The organism is Streptomyces sp. NPDC047017 (genome assembly GCF_040644175.1).
Classification (GTDB): Bacteria; Actinomycetota; Actinomycetes; order Streptomycetales; family Streptomycetaceae; genus Streptomyces.
The window spans coordinates 221,716-245,399 of sequence record NZ_JBEYVW010000002.1 but is presented as its reverse complement, the minus strand read 5'-3'; the positions used below and the strand labels follow the sequence as shown (position 1 = coordinate 245,399).

The window sequence follows — 23,684 nt, the reverse complement described above, 5'->3', positions numbered from 1 at the left end:
CTCAGTCGTTGGTGTCGGATACGCCGGTCGAGCCGCCGTCGGACGGCTGCTCCGCACGGGAGCGGGCGGCGGCGATGGACTTCCGGGAGACGATCAGCCCGTCCTCGGCGGGCTCCATGACGACGTTCTCGGGCATCGTGCACTCCTGTTTCTCTCGGCTTCCTCCCGCTCAGTCAGAGCGAGAGGTTTTGGGCAGATCCGCTGTGCCGGTTGCAGTCAGCGGTCTGGAGCGGCGCCCGCCCACCTGGGGGGAGAGACGGGAGGACGCCGTACCGCCCGGGGCTGTCCTTCGGTACACCGGGCGGGGTCTGTGGGTACTACAGGGAGGCCCGCAGGCCCTCCGAGAGGAGCGAGAGCAGCGCCGTGTCCGGCCGGGTGGCCTCGACGGCGGCTCGCCCGTCGGCGTGCCACTGCGCCAGTCGTTCGTGCCACGCGGCCTCGGCGCGCATGACTTCGGTACGGATATCTGCCAGCGCCAGATCGGTTTCCGTGCGCAGCCGCACGAGGTCGGCGGGTGTCAGGCACAGGGTGCGGACGGTGATCCTGCCCTGCGTGCGGCGGGGTACAGCCAGCTCCACGCATCGCTCCGGATCGGTGACCTCCGCCAACTCGTGTTCTGGTAGCAGTCGCAAGGTCAGCATGGCGGGACTGCCAGCTCCGCCCAGACAGTTTTGCCCCAGCGCTTTTGGTCGTAGCCCCAGCGGTGTGACAGCGCGTCGATCAGTACGAGGCCGCGCCCAGTCTCATCGCCGCTGGCGACCGGGCCCATTTTCGGCAGGGCATGGGATTTGTCGGTGACGCTGATCCGTACGAGATCGTTCGTTACGCGTCGGACGGACACCCGAATCAGACGGCACGGGGTGTGGCGGACTGCGTTGGCCACCGGCTCGGAGACGATCAGTGTGCCCGCATCGGCCATCTCGCCTATGCCCCAGGCGTTCAGCGCGGCCGAGACGAGCCGCCGGGCACGGCGGACCATCTCGGGCTCGCAGGGGAGGGTTTCGCTGTAACAGGCCGGTCCGACTGTGGTGGGTCTCGTCATGACGCTCACGGGTCGTCTCCTCGGGGCTGGGAACGTCCCGCTCGCAACGGGGGTGCGAGCGGGACTCTCCTCCACTGCCGCCGAGGGGAGCCTGGCCTGCCCGGCGACGTCAACGACCGTACGGAGAGCCGGAGTTTTTCCTCAACGAAATTGCGGGGAATTGCGCAATGTCATCCGAGGGAGTCGATCGCCGTGTTGATCAGAGCGCGGGTGGCGTTGCCGTGGACAGCCATCCTCGCCAGCTCACCGAACGCCTTGCGATAGTCGGCAAGTTCGCGCGGTTGCACCACGTTGACCTCGGCCGTGAGGGTTTCCACCACGCTGCGTGTGCCGTCATGGAGGTAGAACGCCTCCAGCGGCCACATGGTCCTCTGCACGGTGAAGGGGATGACGCCCAGGGAGACGGAAGGGAGCGGCATCACGGCCAGCAGATGCCTCAGCTGTCCGGCCATCGTCTCGGCGTCGCCCACGCGGTAACGCAGGACGCACTCCTCCATGAGCACGATGAACCGGTGTCCGCCCTCGTACAGGAACCGGCTCCGGGCGACGCGGGCCGCGACGGCTTCCGAGACATCGTTGGGGGTCCCTTGGAAGTCGGTTATGGCCTCCATAAGGGCCGTGGCATATGCGGGGGTCTGGAAGAAGCCGGGCACGACGTTGGAGACGTACGCGCGTGTGACGCCGGTCTGCGCGTAGAGGTCGTAGAAGTGCTCCTGGGTCTTGCGCATGCCCATCCGATGGCTTCCGCGCCACTCCACGTACATCGAGTCGACGGCGCGGGCCGTGGCAATCAGGTCGTCGGCCTGGTCGGCGGCGCCACAGGCAGCGCACCAGGCGCGGATGTCCACGTCGGTGGGCTGTACCTCGGCCTTCTGGATGCGGGTGGTTTTCGCGGGGTGCCAGCCGCACCGGGCGGAGAGTTCCTTCCCGGTGAGGCCGGCGTCCTTGCGCAGGTGAGTCAGGCGCACGGCGAGCGCTTCACGGGCCGCCTGAGCGCTGGACGAAGGAGAAGCGGGCATGGGGAGGAGCGGCGGTCAGACGGTGTACTTCTCGTGGTCGACGGCGCGCTCCCACACGGCCTCGAACGCGTCGGAGCACAGCTTGACCACAGTGGGGTCCTCGCTGAATTCCTTGGGCGGATCCGCCCAACCCCCTTCTCCGGTGAAGATGTTGAACTGCACCAAGCGGTCGTCGAACAGCCAGAAGTCGGCTCCAGGCAGGGCGATGTCCACGGCCCGCCGACGGGGCAGCCAGCGCACCAGTTCACCCGCCTCGACGTTCAGCGGGGTGGCGGCATGCTCCCAGCGGATGTAGTCCGTCACGGGCTCGGAGACGATCCTGGCCCGGCGCATCACCACGCCCCGGCCGACGGCCTCCCGCACCATGCCCAGCCAGCCAGGCCACCACCGCGCCGTCGGATCGAAATCGACCTGGCCGGTGCGCTTGAACTCCTCGAACTCCTCAGCCTCGTCACCGACGCCGTACGCGTCGCGCATCTCCAGATGCACGGCGCTACGGCGGGTACCGGCAAGCAACTCAGCGAAGCTCGGCACGTCGCTCTGCGACATCGCACGCCTCCCTCAGAATCGGCACCATGCGGGCCGGAATGCGGATCACCGTCTCGTGGGCGGGGATCCCGACCGCGTGACCGGCGGCCCACTCCGTACCGCTGACCAGTGCCTCCAGCGCTTCCTCAGCCTTGACGCCCTGGAGGACCAGGTCAGCCGTCTCCTCTTCCACCCACACCGTCGGCGACCCCTCGCCCCCGGTGTTGGGGTCGATCCCGATGAACTGTAGGTCCACGATGCCCCCCCAGATCAAGTCGGTTGCGCCTTCTTGCGTGCGACGCTTCCGAAGTGGACGAGCGTCGTCAAGGGCACAGGGTCGGTTCGGTGTGACGTTGGCTTGAACGCACCAACTCTCATTCACAGAAGCTGCGGGGCGCACGGCGAAACCACACGGCGCCTACCGGTGCTTTCGATGCTGCTGTTCGGTGGGGGTCGCCGCCACCGAGAGCTGGGGCCTCCTGTTCTGCTGGGTGGGCGTCGAGGCTGCGATGGCGGAGCGTCGGCGGGCTGCTTCGGCGCGGCGGTTGGGCGCCGGGTTTCGGCCCGTGTGCTGGATGCGGGTGATCAAGACTCGGGCAGGTTGGCGGGCGGTGGTCAGCTCGCGTTGGGCGACGGCCTCTTTGAGGAACTGGTGGGGTTGGTGGCCGCGGGCTTCGGCGTCGGCGAGGACGGTGGCGAGCGCAGGCCGGGCCGGGTCGGCGAGGATCCGTTCGGCGCAGTCGGGGACTGCTGCCCGTATGTCGTTCGCGAGAACGCGGCGGGGCTGGTCCCTGGGCAGGCGGGCTGTGAGTTCGGCGAGCGTCGGGGCGAGGGCACGGTCTGCGGCTGTCTGGAGGTGCTGGGCGGCTTGGCGAGCGGCATCGGCTTGGTGGGCGTGGTTCTTCGCTTCGTGCCCAAGGACGAAGCTCCGGAAGCCCAGGTCGAGGCAGAGGAGGCGGAGGCGAACGTGCCGGACGGTGCTGATCCGTCCGGAGAAGTCTCGGGGCCTGGCACGCCGTCCGCTCACGCACCGCTCACGCAAACGGCCCCGGACGAGGAGTCCGAGGCCGAGTAGGGTCTCTCCCTGGGGGAGAAACCCCAGGTCAGAGCGGTAACGCGTTGTGCCCCCGGCAGGATTCGAACCTGCGACACCCGCTTTAGGAGTTTTCTCTGATCAACGTCGTGACCTGGGGGAACTCCGCCATGACCGCGTTTGACCTGGAGAAACATGTCTCGGTGGTTCTTGCATGTTCCCAGGGTTTCCCGGCCTCATGTGTGCTGAATCCGTTCCGGGCCGACTGCAGGGGGGGCGACCTCGTGCCACAGGTCGCGGGCGCGCGCGGCGTGGCCAGGGGAGGCACAAGACGCGGAGGAGTACGCGCCCGTGTGGTGGATCATCACCCCGTTCACGGGGCCCCAGTTGCCGTGCTGGTCGCGGTTGTGGGTGCGCCAGGATCCGTGTTCGACAACGCCAAGTCGTGCGCTCTTGAGGACGGACAGGAACTTGTCCGCGGACAGAGGGGTGGCCACCTTCGCTTCACCTTCACCCGGTGCGTCAGGGGCGGTCGGCCGTGCCCGGGGCGCCGGACCGGCCCCTCGAGGACGAAGGGCACTTCGCTGCCGGCGGAGGGCCGTCCTGACAGCGGCCGGAGTCTAACGGCTCCCTGCGGCTTACCCACCTCGTCGGATCTGCTGCCAGGAGGGCCAAAAACAGGAGATGGCAGGACGAAGGCCCACAAGGCCGAGTACGTTCGACTCGGCCCGCTGGCTGCCGGACGGCATCGGGGTTACGCCGGCCGTCTCTCGCCCTCGCGACAGGAGTCGTTGCCCCATGACCTACCGGTTCAACCCGCCGCCCACCTGGCCCGCCCCGCCGGAGGGGTGGAGCCCGCCATCGGGCTGGGAACCGGATCCGGCATGGCCCACACCTCCCGGCTGGCAGATCTGGATCCCGGAAGGGGCCGCGCCGCAGCCGAGTGCACCCGTTCCTCAGCAGTCCCCCTACGGTCCCCAGGCGACGGTCCCGGCCACAGGTGGGGGTCTGTTCGGCCGGCGCCGTAAGCAAGCGGAGTCCGAGGCGGCGCGTCTGGCGGGCGAGCTGACGCTGATGGAAACACAGGTACGCGGACTACAGGAAGACAACCGTCACCTGACGGAGCAATTGAGTCGTCTCATCGGAGCCGACAGCGCTCAGATAGCCGCCGAGCAGCAGCGACTGCGCCGCGCGCACGAGGAGAAGCTCCAAGAGATCGGACGGATCGACGCTCTCCTCGACGAGAAGATAGAGCACGCCGCCGAGAGCGCCGCGCAGTCCCTGGTTGACGTGCGCCGCCAAGCCGACGACATGGCTCGCCAGACGGCGGAGGCCGAACAGCGCCTTACGGCCGCGCGCCGGGATCTGGTGCTCACCGATGAGACGCGGATGCTGCAAGAGGCAGGCATTTACGAGTACCGCCATCCGCTCGCCGACGCGCTCGCCTACAAGGACCGGCTCGACAATCTCAAGACCCGCTACAAGCAGTTGGCGAGGGACGACCGGGCAGTGCTCGGGAACCAGTACTGGATGGTGGACGGCTCAGCTGCCAAGGGCCGCAAGATGGTCCGTGACTTCTCCAAGCTGATGCTGCGCGCGTACAACGCCGAGGCGGACAACGCAGTGCGCGGCATGAAGCCGCACCGGCTCGACTCGCTGATCGACCGGCTCGGCAAGACGCGGGAGTCGATCGCCCGGCTCGGCGCCACCATGCAGATCCGCATCGGCGATGACTACCACCAGCTGCGGGTCCAGGAGTTGGAGCTGACGGCGGACTACCTGGTGAGGAAGGAGACCGAGCGGGAGGAGCAGCGAGAGCTACGAGCCCAGCAGCGCGAGGAGGAGCGCCTGCAGCGCGAGATCGAGCGCGAGCGGCAGCGGCTGGAGAAGGAACGCAGCCACTACGAGGGTGCCCTGCGCCGCCTGCGCTCCGGCACCGGCGATGAGGCCGCCATAGCTGAACTCGAAGGGAAACTCGCCGAGTTGGGTGCCGAACTGGAGGCGGTCGAGGCCCGTGAGGCCAACATCCGGGCCGGATACGTTTACGTCATCTCCAACGTCGGAGCGTTCGGCGAACGCATGGTCAAGATCGGTATGACCCGGCGCCTCGATCCCATGGACCGCGTGATCGAACTCGGGGACGCGTCCGTCCCCTTCCGCTTCGACGTACACGCCCTGATCTTCAGTGAGGACGCCGTTGACCTGGAACGCCGCCTGCATCGGGAGTTCGAGTCCCGCCGCGTCAACCGGGTCAACCTACGCCGGGAGTTCTTCTACGTCACACCGGCAGACGTACGCGCCGCCCTGCAGCGGCTCGCCGGACAGCACCTCCTGGAGTTCCAGGACACGCCCGAGGCTCCTGAATGGAGGGCCAGCCAGGCCGCTGCCGGGCGGTGACGGGTTCGACTCAGTCAACCTCGTCGGGTGCGTCCAGATGGCAGGCGGCGCCATCCAGGCTGATCCAGGTGACCGCGGAGGTACTTCCCGCCGCGAGGTGAGCGGTCACTTCTCCGGTTAGGGTGATCGCGAGCCACACGGACACCTACACCTCGCTGATGCCCCCAGTTCGAGCAGGAGGCCGCCGACGCCCCCGTGGGGGTCAGTGGAAAACCCCGTAACCAGGACGTCGCCTAGCGTTACGTCCCCGCACACACGAAAACAACCCCCCTCGGAGATCACTCCGAGGGGCTCACGTATCTCACCGCACTGAGCCAGACGCCTGCAGATTCTTTGTGCGAGGGGCGCTGAAGGGGCGGGCAATTGATAGACGTATCTGTGGCGGACGGCTCGCCGGCACGCGCCGGGGGTTGTGACAGTGAAACTCGTCCCCTCTCCGCCCTGGGGACCGCCGCGAATGCGGGAACGTCCCGTTGTCAGTGGTACCGCTTATCGTGTTGCTCAGGTGAAGTAACGGCGCAGACCGTGAACTTCAGGGGGCGTGGGCCCAGAGGCCGAAAGCGGGGCAGCAGTGGCACAAGGGGACAGCAGCCGGATGGCGCCGGACGACCTCATACGGGACCGCGAGGTCGACAGTACCCAGAGTGACCGGTTGGCTCACAGTCACATCGCCGATCAGCTTTACGACGTAGTGCTGTCGGTGCCCACGCCGACCAACATCGCGGTGTGGGGCCCTTGGGGCTCCGGCAAGTCAGGCGTGGCTAATCTCCTGAAAGGGGTGCTCGACAAGCGGGAGGATGTACGGTTCGTCCGCTTCGACGCCTTCAAGTATGCGGAGAACCCACTACGCAGGAACTTCATCATCGCGGCCGCCACTGCCTTGGGGATCAAGGATGCAAAGTTCCACGAGGAGCTGTACGGCGGACGGGTCGCCGTCAAGCTTCAGTTTGGGCGGAACGACGTAGGGCGTCTTCTGAGGATGTTCGGCCTGACCTTTGGAGCTGTTGTCGCCTTCTTCGGCGCCGCCATGGCGCTCTTCGCTTGGCTGCACGGAGGGGCGTTCCGGCCCACGTTCGCCAACATGGCGGCCGGGGCGCTGAAGGCGGGCATTGCACCGGCGGCCCTGTTGACCTCCCTGATGGTGTTGGTCTCGCGCACCCTCACCCGCGAGCACAAGACGGACGCGGCTGACAGCGACGAGCAGTTCGAGAGGATCTTCGCCGAACTCGTCGCGCGTGCGGACGTGGAGCGGCTCGTAGTGTTCGTCGACGAGCTGGACCGGTGTAAACCTTCCGACGTCGTGGCCACGCTGGACGCTCTACGCACGTTTTTGGGGGTTGATGGTTGCGTCTTCGTTGTCGCCGCTGACCAGCAGGTCCTGGAAGAGGCACTCACACGCGCCCTGGAGCAGGCCACGCCCGCCGACGCCGTCAACCCGTACTACAGCAGCGGAAGCGGCTATCTGGACAAGGTGTTCCAGTACCAGCTCAGTCTCCCGCCCCTGCTCGTGCCGAAGGTAACCAGCTTCGCCGCCGACCTGGTCCGCGGGCGGAGTGGCGTGTGGGCGGCCATGGACATCAACCTGGTGGTGAGCATCCTTGTGCCCTCGCATGTGCGCAGTCCCCGCAGAGTGAAGGCGCTGCTGAACACGTTCGCTCTGACCTACCGGCTGGCTCAGCGGCGGGCAGCGGACGGGCTGCTGGAGACCGACCCGGCGACGCGGGTCGAGGAGATCGCCAAACTGGTTTGTCTCCGGGTGGAGTTCCCCCTCTTTGCCAGGGACCTGCTGCTCGACCATCGGCTGTGCGAGTACGTACTTGCCCTGGATGCCGATCCCCGGGCTGATCTGGGATTCCACGTGGGAGATCAGGTCAAGCAGGCCGCGCGCAGGTACGCGAAGCTCGATGCTGACGTAGACCAGCGTCTCAGCGACCCAGAAGACCCTGGCGAAGGCGAGGAGGGGGAAGCGAAAACGGCTAACGTACGAAAGCACCACGGTCAGCAGCTCGTGGCCTATCTCAAGCGAACACGGAAGGTGCCGGGCCCAGGCCGTGACCTGATCTTCCTGGAGACCAGCGGCAGTGTGTTTGGGCTGCCGGCCGTCGTGGCCGAGACGCTGGAGCAGCAGGCCCAGAACGCTGAGCTGGACGAGGTGCTGGCGTCCATCGGCGGCCTCTCCGTCGAAGATCGCCCCGCCGCGCTGGCCCTCCTGACGCAACAGGCCCGGGATGCGATCGGCCTGGAGGAGGAGAACGTCGCCTATACCGTCCTGGCGGTCTGTGGTGACGCATCGATCCCGCTGAACGGCACGGCGGACACCGCGGTCGAGACACTCACACCGATCTTGACCAACTCCTCGCACCCACTGCCCGACGAGGTGCTGGCTGGATGCTGGCGGCTGGCACTGGCGAGTGACCGGCCGGCAGCACTCGAGATGCGCACGATCGTCCTACGACATTCCTCGGTCAGAGAGAGTGCTTCGGTAGCCGCCATGGTGATGCGCCACGTCGGGCCCGCATTGGCAGCAGACCCCGGCCTCGTACAACAGTTGGTGTCCCGCCATCTTCTGGGTGAGGAGGAGGACATGGCGGACATGCTCGCCGACCTCTCCTCCCTGGAAGCCGCAACTCTCATGACGCAGGTCGGTCCCCTCGTAGCGAAGGAACTGCGGGCGCTGATTGAGCAGCACGAAACATGGAAGAAAGCCAAAGCTCAGTCGGGTGCCGTCGCGGCGGACTCCTCAACAGAGCCGAGGTCTCCCGACGAGGCGCTGCAGAGACTGGAATGGCTTCTCGAGCACTGGTGCGAAGAGGGACCCGAAGCGGCACACGCCGTCGCGGAACTGCTGTTGGCGTCGGACAGCCAACTCTGCCGGACCATCGTGGAACGGAACACGGGCAGGATCCCCATGGTCAGGGAAACGGCCCTGGCGCGGACGGTACTGTCGAGCGCCTGGCGACGTTCGACCGACCGGTGGCCAGACTGGCTGGGGATGCTGGACCCGCGGTCATCCATCGGCGACATGACCGAGGAATTCGACAAACTACTGGAAGTGCTGTGGGAGAGAGCCAGCAAGAGTGACGACGCTCTGGAGCCCGAAGTGGTCACCCGCGCCGCGGACAGCTTCATGCGACTCTTCGACAGCCAGCCCCCGGACCGCTATCCGCACATCACGCCGTTCGTTCTGCCGTCGCTGTCCCGACCCTCGACCGACGAGGAAGCCGCCGAGCAGCTACGGCTGCTCGGCGTGCTTCAGCCGCTAGAGAATGGCGGCCTGTTGAAGCGCACAGACTTCGTCCCCCATCAAGCGGCAGCTCTCACTGAGCTGCTCGCCGACGGAGACGATCTCGTCGTTTCGCAGGACGGCGCGATCCTGGCCTACGTTGAGTCACTCCTGAGCGACTGCCTGCGTGACCTGGACTCTCCCGGAACAGCACCGCTGAGTCCCGAGAAAGCCCGGGCTCTGGTGGAGTCCCTCGACAACGGTGGCTGGCTCCCGGGACTTGAGCACACCCGACTACGGGTGCGCGCGCGTCATCTGCTTCTGATCGGCGGCGTCGACGGGGACAGTCTTCAGCCATTGCCGTCAGCGGCGGAAATGGCCGCCCACGCCCGTAGTCGCCCCAACCGTGTCGGCGAAACGCTGGCTGCCTGGGTCGCTCTCGAAGGGCCCTCGGCTCCGGAGCTGTTCACGGCCGTCTCGGCAGGTCTGCGGCAACAGTCGCCGCTGCAGACCGACGCGGCGCTACTTCAGGCAGTGGCCTCACGGCTGGCTGATCTGCCCGCTGAGGTCCAGGCCGGCTTCTGGAGGGATCTGCTGGGAGGCCCGGGCACTCGCCTGCCAGAGCAGACGCTGGCCACGGCCGGATGGCTGTCACTCCCAGACGCCTTCACAGCCGAGCTGCTGATAGACAGGTATAGCCGCGCCTCCAAGAATCCCGACCGTCGAGCCGTCCTCGACCTGTGGAAGGCTGCGGACGTCAAGTCTTCGGCTGCACGCCGCGACCTGATCCAGCAAATCCTCATCCCCATGCTCGAGGCGAACCAGGGAGCAGCCGAGCTCGCCATCCTCTATCTGCCGCAGCTGATGCAGGCGGTTCCCAAGGGGATGGGGAAGGCGGTGCGCGAGGCCGTCGAAGCAAGTGCCACGAAGTGGAGCAACCTCGCGCAACGTGGCACCAAGGCCCTCAAGTCCGTGGGTTACTCCACCGAACGCGCGGGCCTGCTGAGATTGCGCGAACGCATCAGCCGCAGCAACGACGACTGAGAGGTCAGGGGCGCAGTTACCCAGGTGCCACCACGGCCAACCGTGCCTTCGCCGATCCCGATGACCTGATCGCTGCCGTCCGGCGCGGCCTACGCCAGCTCCAGTACCGCCACAACGTTCTCGACAAGAGCCTCCGACGGCAAACACCATGGTGGCACCACATATTCGAGGTCAGTAGCAACTCGGCGAGACCTCCGGCTTGTGTCCTCGTTCCCACGCAGGGCCTCTTTCCGATAGTTGCTCGACCCGAATCCGGTGAAGCCATAGTCTGTAAGGCTGACGTGCGTCGGCCGTGCGGACTGAGGGGGAACATGAGGGTTTGCTTCTTCGTGGAAGAGGGCTGGCGAGATGGCGAAAACTGGGGATGGCCTACCTTGCGGGAGCGCTTTGTGCGCACCTACATGGATACCGTCCCCCGCCACCGGCGACATGCCCGATTCGATATCGGATCCCTCTTTCTGTGGAAGGTTTACGAAGGCTCCGGTGGAGTCGAGCGAGGGGTGGAGAGGCTCCTTGGTGAGCACTGGGCGGTCTGGAGCACGTTCTATGGGCCAGAGCTGATTGAGAGGGCGGCGGCGCAGAGCAACCTCGCCGGCATCGCGGTGGACTCCCTGAACCCCGCAGATGCGCGGGCCCTCCACATCAGGTTGAAGGGTGAGCCCTGGTATGTGGGTGCGATGCAAATTCTCCCGGAGATTCCCCTGCACGTCGCGCTGTTCCTGGGGTCGCTGCCGCCTACCTTCCGGGTCTTCGAGGACTCCCTCTATCTCTTTCACCGAGGCTATGAGGTGGCGGTTGAGGACAACCGGGACTACGTGGAGTTCGAGAGCTGGGAGGCGTCTCGGATCTTCGGGGCTGTCCACTGGGAGGACATCGGAGTGCGGGGAACCATTTGGGACCCGTATCACGACCCCGAATATTTTCGGCGGCTTGGCGAACTTGATGGACTGCTACAGGGACAGCTTTCCTCTGCGCTCGACGAACTACTGATCAGGTGTACCGATGTTGACCCTCGACTCACGGATAAACTCCATGGGGCCATCAAGTCGTTCGAGAACCACGAATCGCCTGAGGGGTTGGCGCACGTCTCGCTATCGTGCAGAAGATTCTCGGAACAGTTGGCCGACTGTCTCTATCCGCCTCGGGAAGAAAAGGTCAATGGGAGAAACGTCGGAAAGGAGGCTTATCGAAATCGCCTGTGGGCCTATGTCGCGGAGAACTCGATTTCCAGTACTACGCGAAAACTCCTGGTGGCCAACATCGAAGATCTAGGGAACCGAATCGACACGCTTGACGCTCTTTCCAACAAAGGGCTCCACGCCCAGGTTTCCACCTCGGATGTCAACCGACTGCTTCTGTCGCTGGTGGTTGTGGCGCACGACCTCCTCACGTTGCGTCCCCCAGGCGGAGCCTTCCGGTACGACGCTTACGCGGAGCACATCCACAATGTGACGCGGGAGGGCCTACGCCGGAGGCGCTGAGAGGGGAGTGAGGAGTTCGCGGCCTCCGTGACCGCCTGGACCTCTGCCGCATCGCTATACGATCGAGCACGACATCGATGCGCTGCCGGGGCCGGATCGAGGCTACGCCCGTGGAGAGTTCGAGTATGCGGCCGGTGGTCACGGCCGCCTGCTCGACCTCGCCAGCTGTGAGGTAAGCCTCGGCAAGACCGGACCACCTCCTTCCCCCCTCCACGGCGATGGGGAGGAGGCGGAGGGCGTAATACTCGAGAGTGTGCTGCACCCTGCGAAGTTTCGGTACAGCTGGGGTGGTAAAGCCCGCTAGGAGCCGGCAGGTCTCTCCTTGCCTTCGATCGCTACTCTGCCGCCGACAAAAGCCACAGCGAGGGCGGCTACAGCGAAAACAAAACCCAACTTCTTATTGAGTGCCCCACTCAAGAACTTCTTATTCTCGCTATCATTCTGGAATGCCATTTTGGAATTTTCCTGAATTTGCTTGAGGATCTCCACTCTCTCTTCCCGGCCCAGGTCGTCCCTATCGAGTTCGCCCCTGAGGATCTCCCTCTCCTCTTGGAGGGCCTGATAAACATGCTCCTGGCTTTGCGTGTTGGCTGAAAGTGTGGACTCATGCGCTGTCGTTATCGCATCCAGAGCATCTTTGGCGAAATCCTTGAAAGTGGGGAACTGCTCCACGATTTTAAGGGCAACCTCAGTGCCCATGTCGGGCATCATGGCTACGAACTTCATCATCTTGTCTTTGGAGAGGTGTCTCCAAGTCTCGATCCCAAGTTCCTGCTTGATCTCGTCTTCGTCCTTGTAACCCATACGTGGAACGTCCCCCATCCTCCCTTGTTTCCCCAGATCGGAGCTACTGGTCTTGAATATGTGTTGCCGTCATGGTGTTTGCCGTCGCGGGCCGTCCCCTTCATGCGGTTGCGCCGTTCGAAGAGGGCGGGTCACCGTAGGCGCCGGTCAGCGGGTGGCTCGGATCATCACGGTGAGGATCGGCGAGGCCGGTGATGGCTGGCTCTGCCCGATGTCCTCGTAGCCCCACGATCCGTAGAGCGCGTGAACTTTTCCGTCGCCAGCTGCCGGGTTGACCATGAGTGTGACGTACGGTTCGTCGCGTGTGGCGAGGAAGGTGTCGTGGATACGTCGGGCGGTGCCAGTCTTCCGCCAGGCTTCCCGGACGCCGATCTCCTTCAGGGCCACGGCCGGACGCTCGGTGTACATCTCCGCCGGCGCTGGGCTGGTGCGCTGCCAGTACCGGTCGCCGTGCTCGATGGTGTTGCCGTAGGCGTAGCCGACCGGGTGCCCGTCCGCGTAGGCGAGGACGGCCGTGAACCCCGGCTCGCCGCAGTGTCGGTCCAGGCGCTCACCGAACGCGGTGACCGCGTAGTTCGGAAGGTGGAGCAGCGGGGCGCGCACATCGGCATACACGTCGAGGAGATCGCCGCGGACGGTGTCGAGGGCAGTGAACGTGCGCAGTTCGATGGCGGGCGCCGTGGTCATGCGGCCATCCTCCAGGAGGCGGTGTGCTCGGTCCAGGTCTGCGCGGTGGAGCTGCCCGGCGCGGTAGCGCGTAGCGCAGCCCCGAACTCCTGCAGCATGCGCGATACCCGGGCGTGCTGGGTGGCGGCCTCGGCGGGGACTTTCATCGCGGTGGCCGTGGCGGCGTCGGCGGCCCCCTGCGCGAGCTGGGCGTGCGCGAGCCGGGTCGTTGTGATGGCCCGGGACCGGACCATGTGGGGCCGCAGCGCGGACAGGCAGCGGTGGGCGTGAAACTCGGCGGTCGCGTAGTCGCCGAGCGCCAAGTAGGCGGACAGTGCCAGGGAGTCCAACTCGGCCTGGTCGTAGAACGCGAGCATCCACACCGGCCGGTACTCGGCCGGGTCGGCGCGCAGCATGGCGTCCTGTGCCTGATCGAACGCGCGGCGGATGCCAGTGCGATCCTGCGCCGTACCGTGAATCGCCGCCTGCCGGGCCAGACCCAGGGACGCGAACAGCGGGTCACGGCGCGTGATGTGCAGGTTGCGGGCCACGTCGTTGGCGGCGAGCGCGTCGGCGGGCCGGCCCATGTGCCGGTACATGGCCCCCGCGTGGCTCCAGATGCGGAATTTGATCGCCTGGTCGCCGGACATCTCAGCGAGGGCCTGGGCCTCACGCATGTGAGCCTTCGCGACGTCGTAGCGGCGACCGTCGATCGCGGCCCACATCGCTGAGGAGCGGAACGCCGCTGCGGAGGCGTAGAGGCTGCTGCGTACGCGCTGGGTGGCGCTGCCGGCGTTCTGGAGGTTCAGGGCTTCGTCGGCGAGCGCGGCAGCCTGCTGCTCGATGCCGAGTTGTCCGCCGTGGCGGTGGTCGCTGGCGATGATCTCGGCGAAGCGCGTGTTCAGGCGGTTGACGTCGCTCATGCCGATGCGTCGCGGGGATGCGGTGCCGGGTGCGGCTGCTGCTACGGCGGCCGCTGCAATGCCGCCGACGAGGGTACGACGCTTCATGTCGGGGTCCTCCTGCTGCGGTGGGGCTGGGCTGGACGGAGTCCGGCCCCGTGGCACGAATCCTAGAGCGACGGCGGGCAGGCCACTGACGTCCTCGAGTGCCTTGCGGGTAGCCGATTTGGGCCACGTGACCCGCCCTGCCTTCCAGGCCCGGACCGACGAGCCGTCGAGGCCGCCAGGCCGCCCGGTCAGCCGCTCTAAGGCGCTGTTCACAGCGTCAGCAAGGCTGTTGGAGCTGTAGCCGTGTTCGGCCATCCACGCCTCAAGAACCCTGTTGCGCGGGGTGTCCATGCACGCACGGTAGCTCTCACACCCCCTCACCCACCAGGTAAAGGGAAGGTCAAATCACCCTAGGTCTTTCTTCCGGGTGGATGGCTAATCGCCCTAATCACCTGGCTGCAAAAGGGAGTTGTCTGGTTGCTGGTCGCTCGCCGCTCCCTCCGGTGCGGGCGGCTGTTGACGGCCCGGCCCGCCCCTGGCGCCTTCTCAGGGGTGAGTCGGGCGCCGAGACAACGCGAAGGCTCAACCCCAATGACGAGTCTCATTAAGCCACTTCAGGCCGCCCCCACCGGCCATCCCGCCTACAGCCAGACCTTCCCGTGCAAGCCGGCCACGGCCGAGATCGGCCGCCAGCTCGTCCGTGACGCCCTCGGCGTATGGCACCTCGACAGCCTCGCCGACGTTGCCGCGCTGATCACGTCGGAGCTGATTGCGAACGCCGTCAGGCACACCTCGTGCCACTCGATCCGGCTGATCGTTGGGCGGCCGAGCGAGATACGGGTGCGTGTCGGGGTGGTGGACCGGGCACCCTTGCGCCTGCCGGTTCTCGGTCAAGCTGGTGACGACGACGAGTCAGGCCGTGGCCTGCTCCTGATTGACGGCATCGCCGACCGCTGGGGCTATGACCTGCACGGCCCGGACAAGCGTCCATGGGGCAAAGAGGTCTGGGCCGAACTCCTCATAGGGGGCGGCGAGTGAGCACCCCTGCCACGGTGACCTCACCCATCCCGGACGTGGCCCGCCTCCGGCCCCGACAGCAGATGGCCATGGAGTGCGCCCGCTGCGCCCGGTACCTGGGGGCGAACGGCGAGGTGTTGGGCGATGTGCGTCATCGGGGCCTGCTGTTCCGGCTCTGGGTCTGCGGGCCCGCTTGCCGGTCGCCCACCCCCAGGCAGCAGAGAGGAGCCGAGGCATGAGCTCGCGTGTGGACGAGCGCTGGGTCACCGGTGACTGTTGGCTCGGGTGCGAGCGCACCGGAGTGCCGGTGACCTGGCTGGGCCCGCTGCAGTGGGACGGGCAGCACGCCCCGGTCTACACCTGCAAGCCGTGCCTCGACCGGCTCAAGGCTCGGGCACTCGCCTACTTCATGCAGCGGCGGCCAGTTGCCGTCTAACCAGACTCCCGCTCCCGGTCGTGCGGTGCCGTGCCGTACGGCCGGCGGCGGGCACCACCGCACAACAACATCCCATCCACTCAGAGGAGTTGGCATGACACGCAGCACCGTAGTACCGAGCAGCACTCAGGTCAGGCAGCAGACCCCGGGAACGTCGGACGGCTTCGACCTGGACGTCTCCCTCATCGAGGTGGCCGACCCGTCGGGTCTGGTCAACCTGACCGACGACAACTGCGGAACCACCTGCGGCGCTTGCACCACCAACGTCGCCTGACCTGAGGCTTCGCATCTCTACGGGCTGGTGCCGTCGCGCCCTGCGGCGTGGCGGCACCAGCCGCCCGTCCCTCACCTACGGAGGTAGTGGTGGCTGTTCCGCGCCCAGCGTTCCGAAGCGGCACGACCGCGCTCGTACGAGCCGTTGCCCGGCCGACACTGCCGTGTCCTCCGCTCCCTGACCTCGACGATCGCTCTCCCAACGGGTCGGCCACCTGTATCGCGTGGCTGCGCGAAGTATGGGCGAACAGCAGCGTCGCCGAGGCTCTGGAGCATGCGAGCCCGACCCTGGCCGCGCAGGTACGGACCGTGTGCACGACCCATGAGCCGTCATCGCGTGACGTGCGTCGTACGGCGCTGTCCGTGGCCCGCTACCTGCTGCGTTCCCAGCACCGTGCCACGCCGTTTGGGCTGTTCGCCGGTGTGACCACTGCGGAGTTCGGTCCGCAGTCGGGGGCATGCTGGGGTGTGGAACACGTGGCTGTCAGCCATGCGGGCGCAGAGTGGTTGGCCGCTGTCGTCGAGCAGATGGAGTCCTTCCCCGACCTCCTCGAACGGCTGCCCGTGGTCGTCAACAACACCGTGACGAGTCGCGGAGACCGGCTCATCGTGCCGTTTCAATCCGACGCCCAAGACGATCGGACTCACGCGGTGGAGGCGTCCCTGGCCTTGACCGAGCCCGTGCGCGCGGTCCTCGTCGCGACGCGGGCACCGATCCGGTTCGGTGCACTTGCGGACAAGCTCCGGGCGGAGTTCCCCATGGCTGGGCCGGAGAAGGTACGCCGGCTGCTGGTGGAGCTGATCCAGCGGCGCGTGCTGATCACGAGCCTGCACGCACCGAGTACCGAGACCGACGCCCTCGGGCATCTGCTCAACCAGCTCGACGTGATCGAGGCCGATACCCTCCCCACGGTCGGGGAGACGGTGCGCGAGCTGAGGGCGATCAAGACCGGCCTGCAGGAGTGCACTTCGCGCGGCGAGCGGGACAGCGTCGCAGCGCGGATGAGGGTCCTCATGCCGGGCCTGCGCCGCCACCCTGTTGCGCTCGACCTGCGCTTGGACGCGCAGCTCGTACTGCCGGATGCGGTCGCCCGCGAGATCGAGCGCGCCGCGCTGATCCTGACCCGAGTCAGTGCCCGCCCGTACGGCACCGCGGCGTGGTGCGCGTACCACCAGCGGTTCTACGAGCGGTACGGCATCGGCACGATGGTGCCGCTCCAGGAAGTCGTCGCGGACAGCGGCGTCGGCTACCCCGACGGCTACCCGGGCACCGCGCCTGGCGCGCGCCGGCCGCGCCTCTCCGCTCGGGATGACGCCCTTGTACGGCTGGTGCAGACCGCCGCGCTCGACGGCCGCGACGAGGTGGTCGTCACCGACGAGTTGATCGACGCCCTGGACGTAGGGCCCGACGTACCTCGGGTGCCGCCGCACCTGGAGGTGGGGGTGCGGGTTCACGCCGCAAGCGTGCGCGAACTGCAGGGCGGGCGGTTCCTGCTGGAGGTCGTGAGCGTGTCTCGCGGCGTCGGCGTCTCCTCAGGCCGATTCCTCAGCGTCCTGGCCCCCGCCAACCGGGAGGTCCTGGCCGCCGAGCTGACTGACCCTTCAACTGCTGACAACAACACCCTGCCCGCGCAGCTCTCCTTTCCGCCGCTCCTGCCCGAGAGCACGCACGTCACGCGTGCCCCGCGAATCCTGCCCACCGTGATCAGCCTCCAGGAACACCGAGCCCCCTCCGAGGATGTCCTCACACCTGCGGACCTGGCGGTGGGGTGCGACGGCCGCCGCATGTACCTGGCCGCCCCCGAGCGCGGCCAGCGCATCGAGGCCGTCGGGATGCACGCGCTGAACCTCCACACGCACACTCCGCCGCTGGTGCGATTCCTGACCGAGCTGTCCCGCGCGCAATGCGCGCAGGTCACCGTGTTCGACTGGGGTGCCGCAGCGGCGATGCCGTTCCTGCCACGCCTGCGGTACGGGCGCACAGTGCTCGCCCCGGCCCGCTGGCGGCTGGAGGCGTCCGAGCTGCATAGCCGCGTATGCCCTCGGGCGGAATGGGACGCCGCCCTCACCGAATGGCGGGACCGTCGGCGGCTACCTCAGCGGGTCTACCTCGTGGAGGACGACCGGCTCCTCTTCCTCGACCTCGACCAGGCCGGCCACCGCATGCTGCTGCGCCACCACCTCGACCGAGAGGGCCGGGCCGTGCTCGTCGAGGCCGCGGAACCGGAGGCGTACGGCTGGTGCGACGGTCGCGCCCACGAGGTAGTGGTGCCGCTCAAGGCGACCCGCCCGCCGGCGTGGCCCGCATTGCCCGCCCCCACCCCGGCCCGCGCCCTCTCCACAGCCCAGATGCAGACGCCGGCCACTTCGTCCGTGCTCCTGGCCACCCTGTACGGAGACGCTCGCCGCCAGGACACCGTGCTCACCCGCCACCTGCCCGATCTTCTCGAACGGCTCGGCGACCCGCCTTGGTGGTTCATCCGCTTCCGCGACCCCGAGCAGCACCTGCGCCTGCGCATCGCGCTCCCCGCCCCAGAGGCATTCGCCGAGACGGCCCGCACAGTCAGCGTGTGGGCCGACGAACTGCGCGGCGCCGGTCTGCTGGCGGACCTGCGTTACCCCACCTCGTACCGGGAGATGGGCCGCTGGGGCTCCGGCGCCGCATGGGACGCGGCCGAGGACGTGTTCCGGGCGGACTCGCGCGCCATCCTGGCCCAAATCTCCCAGCCACGGCGCCCGCACGAGCGCACGCTGGTGGCCGCCCACACCGTCGCTATCGCCTCCGCGTTCCTCGGCAGCACCCAAGCCGGAATGCGCTGGCTGATCGACCACATCCCGCCCACGGCTCCCGTGCCCGTACCGCGCCCGCAGTTCACCGACGCCGTACGTCTGGCCGACCCGGGCGACGACGGGGCGGCACTGCGCGGCGCCCCGGGAGGAGCGGCCATCGTGTCGGCGTGGGCCGATCGCGACGCGGCGCTGGCCGCCTACCGGCGGCACCTGCCAGGCCCCCAGACGCAGGGCATCGCCCTCGATGACGTCCTGGCCTCGCTGCTGCACGTCCACTTCGTACGGCACATCGCGGTGAACTTCCCCGAAGAAGAGGTCTGCCTCTACCTCGCCCGCGCTGCCGCCCTGGCCTGGACCGCCCGCACCACCGGGAGGACACCGTGACCGCACAGGCCGCGCAAGACCTGGCCGACGCCGTCGCCGAACAGCTTGCCGACCCCAGCACGCTCCTCGGGCCGGCGGCACGTCGGCAGCACCTTGCCCACGGCCTCCCCGGCATCGCTCTCCTGCACATCGAGCGGGCTGCGGCCGGCCTCGGACCGTGGCAGCGCGCCCACGACTGGCTCGCCGCCGCCTCCAGAGAACCGCTCACCAGCGGCCCCGACAGCCACCCCTTCTACGGGGCGCCCGCCTTCGCGCACGCCCTGGCCTGCGCCGCCGACCACCTCCCGGGCGGCTACCAGCGCGCTCTCGACACTCTCGACCGGCAGATGACGGCCGATGTGCATCGCCGCCTCGTCGCCGCTCACCACCGCATGGACGCCGGACGCCTCCCAACGCTCGCCGAGTTCGACACCATCCGAGGTCTGACCGGCTACGGCGCCTACCTCCTGCGCCGCAACCCCGGCGCCCCCGCCCTGCTCGCCGTCCTCGACTACTGCGTACGCCTCACCCAACCGATCACCCATGACGGAGAGACGCTGCCGGGCTGGTGGACGGACACAGGGCCCTCGGGCCGCCCGGACGACCGTTTCCCAGGCGGACACGGCAACAGCGGCATGGCGCACGGCATCGGCGGCGTACTCGCGCTGCTGGCCCTCGCCGCCCGGCACGGCACCTTCGTCGACGGCCACGACGAAGCACTGGGTCGGATCCTGGCATGGCTGGACCACTGGCAAGAGGACACTGGCCGAGGGCCGGCCTGGCCTTACTGGGTCACCCGGGGCGAGCTGCGCACCGGACGCCTCGCCCCGTCCGCGCCACGGCGGCCGTCATGGTGCTACGGCACCGCCGGTCTCGTCCGAGCGCAGCAACTCGCCGCGCTCGCTCTCGGCGACACCCGCCGCCAGGCGGATGCCGAGACCGCGCTCGTGGCCGCCCTCACCGACCCCTCCCAACTCAAGGCCACGACGGACAACGCCCTATGCCACGGCTTCGCCGGCCTCGCCCACGTCACCGCCCGTGCAGCCGACGACGCCCATCCCTCGACCGTCGGACAGCTCCGCGCCACGATCCCGGCACTCCTGGCCGCAGTCCACCCGCCAGGCACCGACCCCGCACACGCCGCCACGACGCTCATGCAGGACGAGGAGCGCGGCCCCGGCCTCCTCGACGGCGCAGCCGGCATCGCCCTGGCCCTCCTCGCGCCAAGCACCGCAGCACTGCCCCGATCCGCCTGGGACGCCTGCCTGCTCATCGCCTGATCCCATCGAACGAAGGACACCGCATGCCCCCGGACCGCTGGCAGCAACACAACATCACCTTCGCTGACCGCGAGAGCGCCCAGCGGGCCATCGCCGAACGCATCGCTCCTGTCCTCCTCGCGGCCGAAGAGGGCGGGCAGCTCACCGGCTGGTGGTTCATGAACAAGCAGCCCTGGCCCCTGCGGTACCGCGCTCACGAGCCTTCACCTGCCGTCGAAGCGCTGCTGAATGACCTCGTCCAGGACGGTACGGCCGTGTCCTGGCTGCCCTGCATCTACGAGCCCGAGACCGATACCTTCGGTGGGACCGAGGCCATGGATGTCGCTCACGAGCTGTTCCACCAGGACAGCCGCCACCTGCTCACCTACCAGCCTGGCCCGGACAACCTTGGGCGCCGGGAAACCGCCGTGCTGCTGACGAGCGCGATGATGCGGGCGGCCAGCTTGGAATGGTTCGAGCAGGGCGATGTGTGGGCGAAGGTCGCCGCGCTCCGACCGGCGACTGGCCATCTGTCCTCCGAGCGGGCCGCCGAACTGGCGCCCGCGATGCGGAAGCTGATGACCGTCGACACCCACGACCTGTGTCGTCCGAGCGGCCCGCTGGCCGGGCATGACGGGTGGGTGGCTGCCTTCGAGCGGGCGGGTGCCGCGCTGGCTTCCCTCGCCAATCGTGGTGCCCTCACGCGCGGTCTGCGCGCCGTCATTGCCCACCACGTGATCTTCCACTCCAACCGCGCCGGTCTCCCACGGGGTGACCAGAGCGCTGTGTCCAACATCGCACGAGAGGTAGTCATGGGAACGAGTGACAACACCGCGCTGACCGGCACATCAGCAGCTGACGCCGATAGCGTCAGCGCGGTGAACACCGACACGATCGCCACACCCACGGCGGACGCCGAGCGTCTCCGCAACGCCCTGGTCGACCAGCTTCGGGCGGACGGGCACGCCCGCACGCCCGCCGTCGAGACCGCCTTGCGCACGGTTCCCCGCCACGTGTTCGTGCCCGATGCGTCGCTCGAAGACGCCTACGCCAACGCCCCGGTGCACATCAAGTACGACACTGACGGCACATCGATCTCCTGCGCCTCCCAGCCGGGCGTCGTCGCCCTCATGCTGGACCAGCTCGACGCCCAGCCCGGTGAGCGCATCCTCGAACTCGGCGCCGGCACTGGCTACAACGCCGCTCTGCTCGCCCACCTGGTCGGGGAGAGCGGACACGTGACCACCCTCGACGTCGACGACGACCTCGTCGAGGGTGCACGCGCGCACCTCGACGCTGCCGGGATCATCAACGCCAAAGCGGTGACCCGCGACGGGGCCCTCGGCTATGCCGAAGGAGCGCCGTACGACCGGATCATCGCCACTGTCGGCGCGCACGGCGTACCGCACGCCTGGTTGGAGCAGCTGGCGCCTGGCGGACGGCTCCTTATCCCTCAGCGCCTCAAGGGCACCGTGTCCCGCTCCATCGCTTACGAACACCGCGACGGCCGATGGGTGTCCCTCAGCAGCGAGATGAACACCTTCATGCCGCTCCGTCGCGGCATCGCCGACGACGACCGCCGCGTCGTCCCGCTCAGCACGGACGGCACCGTACGACTCCAGGCCCCCGCTGGTCAGAATGTCGACGCCGAGGCCCTGGCCGGTGTCCTGGACCAGCCGCGCACCGAGGAGTGGACCGGCATGACGGTCCGCGCCATGGAGTCGCCCGAGTGGATGGAACTGTTCGTCACCTGCTCCCTTCCCTCCGGCCTGATCCGGATGCTGTTCCCCCAGAGCGCCAAGGGCACTCTGCTGTCCGAGGACCCCTACCCGTCCTCGACCGCGGCCGTCGGTAAGGGCGCCGTCACCTACCTGGCCCGGCGCCTGTCAGAGAAGAAGACCCCCAAGGGCGGCAAGCTCTGGGAGTTCGGCGTCATCGGCCACGGCCCCGGCAGCGACGAGCTGGCCGCGAAGGTCGCCGACGCCATCCGCACCTGGGACCGGGACTACCGCGACCGTGAGGCGACGTTCGAGATCCAGCCCCTCGACGCCCCCGCCATCGAGCAGCGCCCCGGCCTCTTCGCCCTCGACACACCGCTGAACCGCATCGTCGTCGACTGGCAGTGACGCCCCACGCGTAGCGGACGGTGCCCGCGGGTCACGGCTGGCGGGCACCGTCGTCTCAGCAGTTCTCACTCTCGCCCGGGGGACTCATGGACCCGCACGGACCCATAGCCCAGCGCTTCCCGCTCGTCGCTCGATTCCGACCCCCTTGCCTGCCCTTGCCCGTGCGCGTGCGCGGTCTCGTCGACCTTGCCGACACGGCGGTGAAGAAGAGCGACCAAGGGCTGGCATCGGCCGTCTACAACCAGGCCGCGCTCATCGCCTCCGATCTCGACCTCCCCGACCTCGCCCGCGAGATGTGCCACCAGCACGCCGCCGCCTACCTCCACGCCTGCCCCCTGTCCGGCATGAGCGCAATCCGGGGACTGGAACCGGTCGTCAACCTCGCCCGCCTCCAGATCCGCGCCGGCCACGCAGACGAGGGACGACAGCGACTGCTTGACCTGTATACGGCGGTCGAGGCAGGCACCGCCGCCCAGTTCGAGGATGTCGCCGTACCGGCGGACCTCACCGCGACCGACAAGGACCAACACGAGGTCCGCGCGTGGCTGTGGCGTGTGCTCCTCGCCGACGGCACACGCACCCTCACCACCACAGGGCGTTGGGCCGAGGCCAAGGCACACATCGAAGCTCACCGCGGCGTAGGCAAACGGATGCTGGACGGGCGTCAAGTCGCCGTACTCGCTGCTCTCGTTGCGGGTGACACTGCGTGGGCCTCTGTCCTCCTTGACGACACGACGCCCGGTGAGCCGTGGGAGCAAGCCGTCACGGCCTGCCTGACGGTCCTGTGCCGACGCGGCGCCGGGCAGCCGGTCGACGGCCATCTGGCGGACCTGGTGACGGCCTACTCCGGGCGCGAGACCAAACCCGGGATGACCGTCTTCGACATCCGGCTCGGACTTACCATCCTGGACTCGATCGGTTCCGCCGAGGCGCCTGCCGCGCACCGCATCGTCGAGGATCTCCACCGCAGGACGACGGACGCCCAAGACGGCTACGCGGCCCGCGAGAACCTGGCACACACTCTGTTCACCGCGATTGCCACAGACCGGCAAACGCAAGACTGCCGCATTCTGGTGCGCGCCTGCGCCCTCGGGGCAGAGGCCATCCCGAACGAGCTGCAAGGAGAACTGGCGGCGGCTTTGCGCGCCAGCGACAGCGTGATCCGGGCGAGTCTCGCCCGGCCATTCGATCTGGGACGTACGTCCCCGATGGAGAGATCCTGACGATAGCGCG

General features: G+C 67.8%; 20 protein-coding genes and 2 pseudogenes. 11 read left to right on the top strand and 11 right to left on the bottom strand.

What is annotated here, in order from left to right; genetic code table 11:
- Window position 1 precedes the first annotated feature (1 nt).
- From ABZ858_RS04415 to ABZ858_RS04380, 8 genes and pseudogenes are all read right to left on the bottom strand, one after another.
- Complete coding sequence (locus ABZ858_RS04415) at window positions 2–136, bottom strand: hypothetical protein (protein WP_263636687.1); 135 nt, start codon at window positions 134–136, stop codon at window positions 2–4.
- A gap of 181 nt (window positions 137–317) precedes the next feature.
- Window positions 318–641 (bottom strand): hypothetical protein, encoded by a 324-nt coding sequence (locus ABZ858_RS04410; protein WP_361372491.1) that lies wholly within the window; start codon window positions 639–641, stop codon window positions 318–320.
- Window positions 635–1,042: an ATP-binding protein gene (locus ABZ858_RS04405; protein WP_361372952.1), complete on the bottom strand. Its 408-nt coding sequence runs from the start codon at window positions 1,040–1,042 to the stop codon at window positions 635–637. Before ABZ858_RS04405 ends, ABZ858_RS04410 begins: the two co-directional genes overlap by 7 nt.
- 170 nt (window positions 1,043–1,212) lie before the next feature.
- Window positions 1,213–2,061 carry a helix-turn-helix transcriptional regulator gene (locus ABZ858_RS04400; protein WP_361372489.1) on the bottom strand — a complete coding sequence of 283 codons (849 nt, stop codon included), beginning with the start codon at window positions 2,059–2,061 and terminating at the stop codon, window positions 1,213–1,215.
- A gap of 15 nt (window positions 2,062–2,076) precedes the next feature.
- Window positions 2,077–2,610 (bottom strand): DUF6879 family protein, encoded by a 534-nt coding sequence (locus ABZ858_RS04395; protein ID WP_361372487.1) that lies wholly within the window; start codon window positions 2,608–2,610, stop codon window positions 2,077–2,079.
- On the bottom strand, window positions 2,579–2,845 hold the full coding sequence (locus tag ABZ858_RS04390; RefSeq protein WP_361372485.1) for a hypothetical protein: 267 nt from the start codon (window positions 2,843–2,845) through the stop codon (window positions 2,579–2,581). The genes ABZ858_RS04395 and ABZ858_RS04390 overlap by 32 nt, the downstream gene beginning before the upstream one ends.
- Window positions 2,846–3,007: 162 nt before the next feature.
- Window positions 3,008–3,502, bottom strand: a pseudogene (locus ABZ858_RS04385) (mobilization protein); the annotation flags it as partial.
- Window positions 3,503–4,717: 1,215 nt separating this feature from the next.
- Window positions 4,718–5,020, bottom strand: a complete 303-nt coding sequence (locus tag ABZ858_RS04380; protein ID WP_361372483.1) for a hypothetical protein — start codon at window positions 5,018–5,020, stop codon at window positions 4,718–4,720.
- Here ABZ858_RS04380 and ABZ858_RS04375 point away from each other — a divergent pair.
- The 4 genes and pseudogenes from ABZ858_RS04375 to ABZ858_RS04360 all read left to right on the top strand — a co-directional run bounded on the left by ABZ858_RS04375 (window position 5,012) and on the right by ABZ858_RS04360 (window position 11,767).
- Window positions 5,012–6,019 (top strand): DUF4041 domain-containing protein, encoded by a 1,008-nt coding sequence (locus tag ABZ858_RS04375; RefSeq protein WP_361372481.1) that lies wholly within the window; start codon window positions 5,012–5,014, stop codon window positions 6,017–6,019. The two genes, ABZ858_RS04380 and ABZ858_RS04375, sit on opposite strands and share 9 nt — an antisense overlap.
- 595 nt (window positions 6,020–6,614) lie before the next feature.
- Entirely contained in the window at window positions 6,615–10,286 is a 3,672-nt protein-coding gene (locus ABZ858_RS04370) for a P-loop NTPase fold protein (RefSeq protein ID WP_361372479.1), read from the top strand.
- 29 nt (window positions 10,287–10,315) lie between these two features.
- Window positions 10,316–10,411 (top strand): annotated as a pseudogene (locus ABZ858_RS04365) (DDE endonuclease); the annotation flags it as partial.
- A 264-nt stretch (window positions 10,412–10,675) separates the two neighbouring features.
- Entirely contained in the window at window positions 10,676–11,767 is a 1,092-nt protein-coding gene (locus tag ABZ858_RS04360) for a hypothetical protein (RefSeq protein WP_361372990.1), read from the top strand.
- A 300-nt stretch (window positions 11,768–12,067) separates the two neighbouring features.
- Here the strand turns inward: ABZ858_RS04360 and ABZ858_RS04355 are convergent, their stop codons facing one another.
- From ABZ858_RS04355 to ABZ858_RS04345, 3 genes are all read right to left on the bottom strand, one after another.
- Window positions 12,068–12,571 carry a hypothetical protein gene (locus ABZ858_RS04355; RefSeq protein WP_361372477.1) on the bottom strand — a complete coding sequence of 168 codons (504 nt, stop codon included), beginning with the start codon at window positions 12,569–12,571 and terminating at the stop codon, window positions 12,068–12,070.
- A 147-nt stretch (window positions 12,572–12,718) separates the two neighbouring features.
- A complete protein-coding gene (locus ABZ858_RS04350; protein WP_361372475.1) occupies window positions 12,719–13,258 on the bottom strand; it encodes a GNAT family N-acetyltransferase in 540 nt (179 codons plus the stop codon).
- Window positions 13,255–14,538: an XRE family transcriptional regulator gene (locus ABZ858_RS04345; RefSeq protein WP_361372473.1), complete on the bottom strand. Its 1,284-nt coding sequence runs from the start codon at window positions 14,536–14,538 to the stop codon at window positions 13,255–13,257. The genes ABZ858_RS04350 and ABZ858_RS04345 overlap by 4 nt, the downstream gene beginning before the upstream one ends.
- Window positions 14,539–14,778: 240 nt before the next feature.
- Here ABZ858_RS04345 and ABZ858_RS04340 point away from each other — a divergent pair, with 240 nt between their 5' ends.
- From ABZ858_RS04340 to ABZ858_RS04310, 7 genes are all read left to right on the top strand, one after another.
- Window positions 14,779–15,225 carry an ATP-binding protein gene (locus ABZ858_RS04340; RefSeq protein WP_361372471.1) on the top strand — a complete coding sequence of 149 codons (447 nt, stop codon included), beginning with the start codon at window positions 14,779–14,781 and terminating at the stop codon, window positions 15,223–15,225.
- Window positions 15,226–15,451: 226 nt separating this feature from the next.
- Entirely contained in the window at window positions 15,452–15,640 is a 189-nt protein-coding gene (locus tag ABZ858_RS04335; protein WP_361372950.1) for a hypothetical protein, read from the top strand.
- Window positions 15,641–15,734: 94 nt separating this feature from the next.
- Window positions 15,735–15,914 (top strand): FxLD family lanthipeptide, encoded by a 180-nt coding sequence (locus ABZ858_RS04330; RefSeq protein ID WP_361372469.1) that lies wholly within the window; start codon window positions 15,735–15,737, stop codon window positions 15,912–15,914.
- Between the two features lie 218 nt (window positions 15,915–16,132).
- Window positions 16,133–19,087, top strand: a complete 2,955-nt coding sequence (locus ABZ858_RS04325) for a lantibiotic dehydratase (RefSeq protein ID WP_361372948.1) — start codon at window positions 16,133–16,135, stop codon at window positions 19,085–19,087.
- Entirely contained in the window at window positions 19,084–20,346 is a 1,263-nt protein-coding gene (locus tag ABZ858_RS04320) for a lanthionine synthetase C family protein (protein ID WP_361372467.1), read from the top strand. The genes ABZ858_RS04325 and ABZ858_RS04320 overlap by 4 nt, the downstream gene beginning before the upstream one ends.
- Window positions 20,347–20,369: 23 nt before the next feature.
- A complete protein-coding gene (gene fxlM / locus ABZ858_RS04315; protein WP_361372465.1) occupies window positions 20,370–22,451 on the top strand; it encodes a methyltransferase, FxLD system in 2,082 nt (693 codons plus the stop codon).
- Between the two features lie 86 nt (window positions 22,452–22,537).
- The gene (locus ABZ858_RS04310) at window positions 22,538–23,674 is read left to right on the top strand and encodes a hypothetical protein (RefSeq protein WP_361372463.1); all 1,137 of its coding nucleotides are present in this window, start codon (window positions 22,538–22,540) and stop codon (window positions 23,672–23,674) included.
- Window positions 23,675–23,684: the final 10 nt, after the last annotated feature.